1 protein-coding gene is annotated in these 11,085 nt (G+C 64.7%); it reads left to right on the plus strand.

Going from position 1 to position 11,085, the window contains the following annotated elements; genetic code table 11:
* The first annotated feature begins 35 nt into the window (after nucleotides 1–35).
* Nucleotides 36–11,084, plus strand: a complete 11,049-nt coding sequence (locus ACVI9W_RS21470; protein WP_461531116.1) for an amino acid adenylation domain-containing protein — start codon at nucleotides 36–38, stop codon at nucleotides 11,082–11,084.
* The last annotated feature ends 1 nt before the right edge of the window (nucleotide 11,085 follow it).

An 11,085-nucleotide genomic window follows, 5' to 3' on the forward strand; every position in this document is an offset into this window, starting at 1 on the left:
CTTTGCTCGACGCCCACGTGCACGGATGAAAACCAATGAATGCCGAAAAATCCCTCAAGCTCGCCCGCCGTTTCCTCGAGTTGCCATTGGAGAAGCGTCAGGTATTTCTTCGCACCCTGAGTGCTGAAGGGCTGGATTTTTCGCAATTCCCGATTTCATCGGCGGTGGACATCGCCGGCCGTGATGAGTTGTCGTACGCCCAGCAGCGGATGTGGTTTCTCTGGCGCCTGGACCCTCGCTCCAGCAGTTACAACATCCCCACCGCTGCGCGCCTGCTCGGTCCGCTGCAGCCAGCTGCGGTGGACGCCGCCATTGCCAGCCTGGTCGAGCGCCATGCCACCTTGCGTTGCGTGTTTGCCCAGGATGAGGACGGGCGCGTGCTGAGCAGGCCGGCGAGCCAGTTGCCTCAGGTCAGCCATGAGGACTGGAGCGCACAGCTGCTTGATGATGCGGCGCTGGCGCTGGAAGTGCAGGCGGAGTCCGCGCGGCCTTTTGACCTGGAGTCCGGCCCGTTGCTGCGGGTACGTCTGCTGCGATTGGCCGACGAGCATCATGTGTTGCTGCTGACCCTGCACCACATCGTTGCCGACGGTTGGTCGATGGGAGTCATGCTCGAAACTTTCAGCCAGTGTTACGAAGCGCATTGCCAGGGGCGTCCGTTGGCATTGCCGGCGCTGCCGATCGAATATGCCGATTACGGCTTGTGGCAGCGCCGTTGGCTTGAAGCCGGGGAGCAAGCGCGTCAGCTGGCTTACTGGCAGGCCCAGTTGGGCGACGAGGATCCGCTGCTGGAACTGCCGCTGGATCACCCGCGCAACGCTTTGCAGGATCGGCAGTGCAAGCGCCTGGAGTGGACGCTGGACGCGCAACTGGTGCGCGACCTCACAGCCCTTGCCGGCCAGCATGGCCTGACCCTGTCGATGGTGTTGCTGGCCGGGTTCCAGCTGTTGTTGCAACGCTACAGTCAGCAGCACGACATTCGCGTCGGTATGCCGATCGCCAATCGCAACCGGGTCGAAACCGAGGGTTTGATCGGTTTCTTCGTCAATACCCAGGTGCTGCGCAGCGTGATCCAGCCGGACATGACTGTGGCCGAGTTGTTGGCACAGGTGCGCGAGGCTGCTCTCGGCGCTCAGGCGCATCAGGAACTGCCTTTCGAGCGCCTGGTCGAGGGCCTCAAGGTGGAGCGTCGGCCAGGGGTCAACCCGCTGTTCCAGGTGCTCTACAACCACCAGACCGAAGGGGGGCAGCTCAATGCGCTGAAGATGGCCAGCGGCTTGCAGATCAGTCCATTGCCCTGGCGTTCGCGCACTTCGCCGTTCGATCTCGGTCTGGACACCTTCGAGCGTGAAGGTCAGGTGCAGGCGGCCTTCAATTACTGTGCGGCGTTGTTCGAGGCGAGCAGTATCGAACGCTTGCGCCGTCACTGGCAGAACCTGCTGCAGGGCCTGTGTGCGGGCGGTGAAGTTCGCCTTGAGGCGTTGCCGATGCTCGACCAGGCCGAGCAGGCGGCGTGCCTGAGCGATGCCCGGCCAGCGCCGCAGGTGTTTGCCTGCGCAAGCGTACTGGCGCTGATGCGTCGGCGCACCGACACTCCGAATCCGGCAGTGGTGTGTGCCGAACAGGTGCTGAGCGACGAGCAACTGCAATCCCAGGCCAACCGTCTGGCGCATCGGCTGATGGCCGCAGGGTGCGGGCCGGAAACCCGGGTAGGGATTGCAGTCGAGCGCAGTGCGCAGATGATCGTCGGCCTGCTGGCCGTGCTCAAGGCTGGCGCCGCCTATGTGCCGCTGGATCCGGACCTGCCCCATGAGCGTCTGAAGTACATGATCGAGGACAGTGGCATCGCTCACCTGCTGACCCAGTCACGCCTGCTCGAACGTTTACCGGGAGCTGATCAACTGGACGTGCTGTTGCTCGATCAGGTTCATGCCGACTGGCCAGACCATGAGCCTCAGGTTGCCGTGCTGCCCGAACACCTTGCCTATGTGATTTACACCTCCGGTTCCACCGGGCGGCCCAAAGGCGTGATGATCAGCCATGGCGCCCTGGCCAACTACGTCCAGGGCATCGCTCACGTGCTGCCGCTGGATCAGGTGCGCAGCCTGGCAATCGTCTCCACGCTGTCGGCGGACCTGGGCCACACCACCCTGTTTGCCGCCCTGTGCGCCGGGCGCACGTTGCATGTGATCGAGCGCGACACGGCGCTCGACGCCGAGCGTTTTGCCACTTACATGAGCCAGCACGCTGTCGATGTGCTGAAGATCGTGCCGTCGCACATGGATGCCTTGCTCGGCGAGGTGGCCGATGCACGGGCGCTGCCGCGGCACACCCTGGTCCTGGGTGGCGAGGCCTGCTCGCCAGCGCTGCTGCAACGTTTGCGTTCAGTGGCCGGTGCTTGCCGGATCCTCAACCACTATGGCCCAACGGAGACGACGGTGGGTGTCTTGACCCAAGATGCCCAGCTTAGTGCCGAGGGGCAGCGCCTGCCCCTTGGTCGGCCGTTGGCCAACGTCAGCTTGAGTGTGCTCGATGCCGCACTGATGCCGGTGCCCGCCGCGGTGGCCGGTGAACTGTATGTGGCCGGTGCCGGTTTGGCACGGGGTTATCACGGGCGTCCGGGACTCACCGCCGAGCGCTTCGTGCCGGATCCGTTCGGCACGCCGGGTAGCCGGACTTACCGCAGTGCCGACCTGGTTCGTCGCGATGCCGAGGGTGTTATCGACTATGTTGGCCGTAGCGACCATCAGCTGAAGATTCGCGGCTTTCGGGTCGAATTGGGAGAAATCGCTGCCAGTTTGCAGGCCCAGCCGCAGGTGCGCGAAGCCGTGGTGCGGCTGGTCGGTGACGGGCCATCGGCGCAACTGCTGGCCTGGTTGGTGCTTGAGGCCGACACGGTTGCCGAGGTCGCCCTGGCGCAGGTGCGCCAGCAACTGGCCGCGAGCCTGCCGGAGTACATGATTCCGGCACAGCTGCTGGCGCTCCCGGCGCTGCCGCTGACCCTCAATGGCAAGCTCGATGTCCAGGCCTTGCCACAGCCGGCGGCGAGTGCCAGCAGCGTTTTCGAGGCGCCGCACACTGCGCTGCAGATTAGTCTGGCCGAGGTCTGGCGCGATGTGTTGAAGGTCGAGCGGGTGGGCCTAGCGGATAATTTCTTCGCCCTGGGCGGCCACTCGCTGCTGGCGACCCGGGTGATTGCCCGCTTGCGCAGCCGCCTGGCCCTGGAGGTACCGCTGCGCAGTCTGTTCGAGCATGCCACCTTCGGCCAGTGGTGTGCGGCGCTGGAACACCTGGTGCCGGGCAGTGGCCGCACACAGATCCAGGCCCTGGGGCGCGACGCAGACCTGCCTGCGTCCCATGCCCAGTACCGGCAATGGCTGTTCTGGACCCTCAACCCGGACAATCCGGCCTACAACACACCGATTGTGGTGCGCCTGCGCGGCGCGTTGAACCTGGCGGCCGTGCAGGCGGCTTTCGATGCGCTGGTGGCGCGCCACGAGCCCCTGCGCACCACCTTCCGCCTGGACGGCGAGACCTTGCTGCAGGTCATTCAGCCGGCGCAGCCGGTCACCCTTGAGTACGAGTCGCTGCGCCACGAAAACGGTTGGGCCGATGACGCCTTGGTGCGCCAGCGGGCGGTCCAGGAGACTCAGCGCCTGTTCGACCTGGACCACGGGCCCTTGCTGCGGGTCAAGCTGCTGCAGTGTGCCGAGGACGAACATGTCCTGGTGCTGACCTTGCATCATATTGTCTGCGATGGCTGGTCAATGGATGTGATGGCGCACGAGTTCGTCAGCAACTACCAAGCCTGTTGCCTTGGCCAGTTGCCGGATCACCCGGCACTGGCGGTGCATTACGCCGATTATGCGCAGTGGCAGCGGCAATGGCTGGCCGAGGGTGAAATGCAGCGCCAGCTCGATTACTGGACTGTGCAGTTGGGCGGCGAGCAGCCGTTGCTTGAGTTGCCGCTGGATCATCCGCGTGTGCCAGGCGCGGTGATGCGCGAAGGGCGCATCGACCTGCGTTTGCCGGTAACGCTGGAGACGCGTTTGCGCAGCTTTCTGGCGCAGCACAACATGACCCAGTTCCAGTTGTTCCTGGGGGTGTTCGGTTTGCTGTTGCAACGTTACAGCGGCCAGTCGGACCTGCGCATCGGCGTACCGATCAGCAACCGTAATTGTGAAGAGGTCGAAGGCCTGATCGGCTTCTTCGTCAACACCCTGGTGCTGCGCTTGCAGATCGAGCCACAGGCTTCGGCGCTGCACTACCTGTGCCGGGTGCGCGAAGCGGTGTTGGCCGCCCAGGCCCATCAGGACCTGCCGTTTGACCGGCTGGTGGAGGCGCTCAACCCACAGCGGCTGGCTGACCACAATCCATTGTTCCAGGTCATGTACAACCACCTGTCCAGTCGCGAAGGCGAAGTCGGCAGCAGCAGCCTATACGGGCTCAGCGCCCAGGAGCTGCCGCTGGATGGCATCACCGCGCAATTTGACCTGACCCTGGAGACCCTGGAAACCCGTGACGCCATCCAGGTTTCCCTGCTGTACGCGGCCGACCTGTTTGAGCGCAGCCGTATCGAGCAGATGCTCGGGCACTGGCTGAATCTGCTTGAGGCTGTGGTCAGCACTCCGGTCACGCCGGTAGCGGCACTGACCTTGCTCAGCAGCAATGAGCAGCAGGCACTGTGCGCCCCTGTACCACCATCCAGCGCCGCGTCCAGCGTCATCGAGTTGTTCGAGGCGCATGCCGCTTCAACACCCTCTGCGACAGCGCTGATTCTGGGTGAGCAGAGCCTCAGCTATGGCCAGCTTCAGCAGCGTGTCGCGCAACTGGCCGCACGTCTGCAGGCGATGGGCGTTGCTCCCGACACCCTGGTCGGCGTCTGTGCGCCCCGCGGTTTTGAACTGATTGTCGCGTTGCTGGCGGTGCACCGGGCGGGCGCAGCCTATGTGCCGCTGGACCCGGCCTATCCGGTTGAACGCCTGAAACACATGGTCAATGACAGCGGCCTGAGTGTACTGCTGTGCGACACCCCGGCCCCGTGGATGCAGGCGCTGGCGGCGGTTCGCCGCTGCAGTATCAGCCCGGAAGACAGCGTCGCGCCGGCCGTGCCCGCGCCGCTGCAGGTACTCGGACAAAACCTGGCCTATGTCATCTACACCTCTGGCTCCACCGGTCTGCCCAAAGGCGTGGCCGTCAGCCATGGCGCCCTGGCCATGCATTGCCAGGCGGCTGCCGCGTTGTACGCGGTGGGTGCGGGTGATGGCTTGCTGCAGTTCGCTTCAGCGAGTTTTGACGCAGCGGCCGAACAGATCTTCATGGCACTTGGCAGTGGCGCCCGTCTATTGCTGGGTGACGTGACGCAGTGGAGTGGCGATGAACTGGCCGATCAACTGCAACGTCATCACATCGATGTGGTCGATTTGCCGCCGGCCTATCTCGCTCAGTTCGACCAGGCCCTGGCCGCTTCGGGCCGCCAGGTTGCCGTGCGCACCTGTGTACTGGGGGGTGAGGCTTGGGACGAGCAGCTGATTCAGGGGCTCGGTCATTTCAGTTTCGAGCGCTTGTTCAACGCCTATGGCCCGACTGAAGCGGTGATCAGTCCGTTGCTGGACCACTACCGGCCGGGCACCGAGCTGGGCGGCAAGCCGAGTATTGGTCGGCCGGTCGGCCAGCGCCGGGCTTATCTGCTCGATGCTGAGTTGAACCTGGTGCCGAAGTCGGTGCGTGGCGAGCTGCTGATCGGTGGCCTGGGGTTGGCGCGTGGTTACCTGCATCAGCCAGGTCTGACGGCCGAGCGCTTCGTCCCCGATCCGTTTGGCGCAGTGGGTGAACGCCTGTACCGCACGGGGGATGCCGGGCGCTATCTGGACGATGGCCGGGTGGTGTTTGCTGGCCGTATTGACGAGCAGCTGAAAATTCGCGGGTTCCGGATCGAACCGGGCGAGATCGAAGCCGCGCTGCTGAGTTTGGATGGCGTGCGCGAAGCGGCGGTGATTGCTCAGCCCGGGCCTGCTGGCGCACGTCTGGTTGCCTACGTGGCAGGTCAGGCCCTGGAGTCTGATGCTTTGCAGGCACTGTTGCGCGAACGTCTGCCCGAACACATGGTGCCGCGACGGATCATGTGCCTGGCGCAACTGCCGATGACCCTCAATGGCAAGCTCGATCGCCATGCGCTGCCGCCTATGCAAGAACAGGACACCGCGACGCAGCCCGTGGCTCCAGGCAATGCCCTGGAGCGTGAGATCGCCGAGCTCTGGGCGCAGGTGCTGCGCCTGCCACAGGTGGGGGTAGCGGATAATTTCTTCGAGCTGGGCGGTGACTCGATCATCTCGATCCAGGTCGTCAGCCGGGCTCGTCAGGCCGGCATCCTGTTCTCGCCTCGTGACCTGTTCAAGTACCAGACGGTGCGCGAGTTGGCGCGCATCGCTCAGCGTGGTGCGCTCGCGCCGGCGGTCGATCAGGGGCCGGTCAGCGGCGAACTGGTGTTGCAACCGGCGCAGCAACGTTTCTTCGACGAAGCCATCCCGGCGCGTCATCACTGGAACCAGACCGTCCTGTTGAGCACCACCACACCCTTGCAGGCCGAATTGCTTGAGCGCGCCCTGCAAGCGGTGGTGGCGCACCATGACAGCCTGCGCAGCCGCTTCCGTCAGGGTGAACAGGGCTGGCAGGCGCATATCGCAGACCCGCAAGCGCCGCAGCAAACGCTGCTGTGGCGCGCCCGTGTGGCGGCCGGTGAGTCGCTGCTGGCGCTGTGCGAGAGCGCCCAGCGCAGCCTCGACCTGGGCGAGGGGCCGCTGCTGCGCGGCCTGTTGATTGAGGCTGAAGATGCTTCCCAGCGTTTGTTGCTGACCGTGCATCACCTGGTGATTGACGGTGTGTCGTGGCGGGTGCTGCTGGAAGATCTGCAGGCTGTTTATGGACAGCTGCACGCAGGTCTTGCGCTGCAACTGCCGGCCAGAACCACCTCGACTCAACGCTGGGCTGCGCGCCTGGCCGAACAGGCGCGCAGCCCGGCCTGGGCCGATGCCGCACAACACTGGCAGGCGGCGTTGGCCGGCGCCGACGCGACGCTGCCGGCCAACAATCCGCACGCGCTGTGTGTGCAAGGTGATGCGCAGAGCATCAAGGTGCAGCTCGACAGCGCGCTGACCCGGCAGTTGCTGCAACAGGCACCGGCCGCCTATCGCACTCAGGTCAATGACCTGTTGCTGACCGCCCTGGCCAGGGTGGTCGCCGACTGGACGGGGCGCGCCGAAGTCCTGCTGGAGCTGGAAGGCCATGGCCGCGAAGGCTTGTTCGATGACCTTGACCCGAGCCGTACCCTGGGCTGGTTCACCAGCCTGTTTCCGGTGCGCCTGAGCGTTGCCGAAGACCGTGTCGGCACCCTCAAACAGGTCAAAGAACAGCTGCGTGCGATTCCTCAGCGTGGCGTGAGTTTTGGTGCGCTGCGCTACCTGGGGGAAGAAACCGTGCAGCAGACCTTGGCGGCGTTGCCGCTGCCGCGCATCACCTTCAACTACCTGGGGCAGTTCGATGGCAGTTTCCAGGCCGATGAAGGGGCCTTGTTCGTGCCCTGCAGCGATGCCTTCGGTCGTACCATGAGCGCAGAGGCGCCGCTGGGCAACTGGCTGAGCATTGACGGTCAGGTGTATGGCGGCCAGCTGACCCTGGGCTGGACGTTCAGTACGGCGATGTTCGATCCGGCATCGATCGAGGCACTGGCCGCTGCCTATATCCGCGAACTCGAAGCGTTGATCGGCGAGTGCGTGCACAGCCGTGACGGCGGTGTCACACCGTCGGACTTCCCGTTGGCCGGGTTGACCCAGGCTGAACTCGACCGCCTGCCGCTGGCCGCACGCCAGCTGGAAGACCTCTATCCACTGTCGCCGTTGCAGCAGGGACTGCTGTTCCATGCGCGCTACGGGCAGGGCCAGGGCGACTACATCAACCAGACCTGCGTCGACATTCATGGGCTCGATGTCGGGCGCTTCGAGCAGGCCTGGCGCGAGACCCTGGCCGCTCACCCGATTCTGCGCAGCGGCTTCATCTGGCAGGGCGAAATGCACCAGCCGCTGCAGTTGGTGCAGCGTGATGTGCCGTTGCACATGAGTCAGCACGACTGGCGCGCGCATCCGGCTGCGCAGCAGGCAGTGCTGGCGCTGGAGCAGGAGGAGCGTGAGCGTCCCTTCGACTTGAGCCGGGCGCCGTTGCTGCGCCTGGTCCTGGTGCGCCTGGCTGACGACAGCTACCGGCTGATCTACACCAACCACCACATTCTCCTCGACGGCTGGAGCAACGCCCGGCTGATCGGCGAGGTGCTGGCGCGTTACAACGGCCAGGCGGTTGCAGCGAGCCCGGGCAGTTACCGTGACTACATCCAGTGGCTGCAAGGCCGTGATGTGCAGCGTGATCGTGAATTCTGGCAGGCTCAACTGGCCCGCCTGCCGGCGCCAACCCGCCTGTCGCAAGCGCTGCAGGGGATGGTGCTCGACGATGCTGCGCTGCGTCATGGTCATGGGGACCTGCGCAGCAGTCTGGACCCGCAAGCGACAGCGCGTCTGGTGCAGGCTGCACGCCACGCCAAGGTCACCGTCAACACTCTGGTTCAGGCGGCCTGGCTATTGCTGCTGCAACGCTGTACCGATCAGCCCGCGGTGGCGTTCGGCGCCACAGTTGCCGGCCGGCCCAGTGACTTGCCGGGGATCGAGGAGCAGGTCGGGCTGTTCATCAACACCTTGCCACTGATCGCCGAACCGCAGCCGCAACAGCCGCTGGGGGCCTGGCTTGGTGAACTGCAGGCGCTCAACCTGGCGATGCGTGAACACGAACATACACCGTTGTTCGAGATCCAGTCGTGGGCCGGGCAGGGAGGCGATGCGTTGTTCGACAGCATCCTGGTGTTCGAGAACTACCCGTTGGCCGAAGCCTTGCAACGCCACTCGGCGCAAGACGTACAGTTCGGGTTGCCGAGCAACCACGAACAGACGCATTACCCGCTGACCCTGGCCGTAGCCCTGGATGCGCAACTGAGCATTCATTACAGCTACCAGCGCGAGGCGTTCACTGATCAGCAGGTGGCGTGCCTGAATCAGTACCTTGGCGGCTTGTTGCAGCAAATCGCCGAAGCGTCGCTGGAGCTGCCGTTGGGTGAACTGCGTTTGCTCGACGACGCGCAGCAGGCCGAACGCCTGCTGGCCGGCAGCGACTGCCCGTGGCACTTCCCGGCCAGCCGTTCGTTGCTCGGCATGATTGCCGAACACGCGCGCAAGCGACCGTTTGCCCCGGCGCTGATCGACGGCCAGCGGCGGGTCGATTTCGCTCAGCTTGAACAGGCCTCCAACCGCCTGGCCAGGCATCTGTTGAGCCTGGGCGTAGGGCGCGGGGTCAAGGTCGGGGTGGCCCTGGCCCGTGGCGTCGAGGTGCCGATCGCGTTGCTGGCGATTCTCAAGACCGGCGCCGCCTATGTGCCGATGGACGCCAGTTATCCTGCCGAGCGCCTGGCCTACATGATCGAAGACAGCGGCATGACACTGCTGCTGAGCCAGCGCCAACTGGCTGCGCAGCTGAGCTGCCCGGCGCAGGTCCAGGTGCTCTTGCTCGATGAGTTGAGCCCGGACGTGGAGGCCCTGTCGGACCAGGCGCTGGCGCTGGCTATCGAAGAGCAGGACCTGGCGTATGTGATCTATACTTCAGGCTCCACCGGCCAGCCCAAGGGCGTATGCGTCAGCCACGGGCCGCTGAGCATGCATTGCCAGGCCATTGCCGAACGCTATGAAATGCGTGAAGACGATTGCGAGCTGCACTTCCTGTCGTTTGCCTTCGACGGAGCCCATGAGCGCTGGCTGACGGTCCTTACCAGCGGTGCCAGCCTGCTGATCCGCGACGACAGTCTGTGGACCCCGAGCCAGACCCTGGAGGCGATGAAACAGCACGGTGTGAGTGTGGCCGCATTCCCGCCGCTGTACCTGCACCAGCTGGCCGAGAGTGCGCTGCAGCAGGGCCGGCCGCAGCGCTTGCGGGTGCTGTGTTTTGGAGGTGATGCGGTACCGCGGGCGAGCTTTGATCTGGTGCGTCGGGCGCTGGACCCGGAGTACATGATCAACGGTTACGGGCCGACCGAAACCGTGGTCACACCGCTGATCTGGAAAGCCGGGCGCCAGGACCCTTGCCCAACGGCCTACGCGCCGATTGGCAAGCGCATCGGCCAGCGTAGCGGCTATGTGCTCGATGCTTGCCTGCAGCCGGTGGCCAAGGGCATGCCGGGCGAGTTGTATCTGGGTGGTGAAGGGGTCGCCCTGGGGTATCTGCAGCGCCCGGGGCTGACTGCCGACCGTTTCGTCTGCGATCCGTTCGACCCGAGTGGCGCACGCTTGTACCGCAGCGGTGACCTGGTTCGCGAGCTGCCTTGTGGCAACCTCGAATACCTCGGGCGGCTGGACAGCCAGGTGAAGATACGTGGCTTCCGGGTCGAAGCCGGTGAGATCGAAGCGCGCCTGCGTCAGCTCCCCGAAGTGGCCGAAGCCGCCGTGATTGCCAGCGTCGGTGCCCAGGGTCAGCAATTGCATGCCTACCTGGTGGCGCACGATGGCGCGGTGCTCGACACCGAGCAATCTCGCCACCAAGTGCGCCAGCACGTACGCCAGGCGCTGGCCAGGCGCCTTCCGGACTATATGGTGCCATCGAGCTTTACCTGGCTGGCCAGCCTGCCGCTGTCGCCGAACGGCAAGCTCGACCGCAAGGCCTTGCCGCTACCGGAGGCTGTGGGCTGCGGGCGTCCTTACGTGGCGCCGGAGTCAGCGTTGGAGCAGCAGATTGCACAGATCTGGGCATCGGTTCTGCAGGTGGAGCAGGTGGGGCTCGACGATCATTTCTTCGAACTGGGCGGCCACTCGCTGATGGCCACTCAGGTCACCGCGCGCGTCGAAACCGAGCTCGGTACCACCGTACCGCTGGATCTGCTGTTCAAGGCCGAATCGCTTAAAGACTACGTAGCGTCAACCGTCCCTTATCTGAGCCTGGGTTCCGAGAGCGATCTCAACGAACTGCAAGACTTCCTCTCGGAATTGGAGACGATCTGAA

Source organism: Pseudomonas sp. 210_17 TE3656 (genome assembly GCF_054821965.1).

What these genes read in the sequence shown, in the direction of transcription:
- ACVI9W_RS21470 (WP_461531116.1), top strand. Translation starts at nt 36, where the DNA reads ATGAATGCCGAAAAATCCCTCAAGCTCGCCCGCCGTTTCCTCGAGTTG.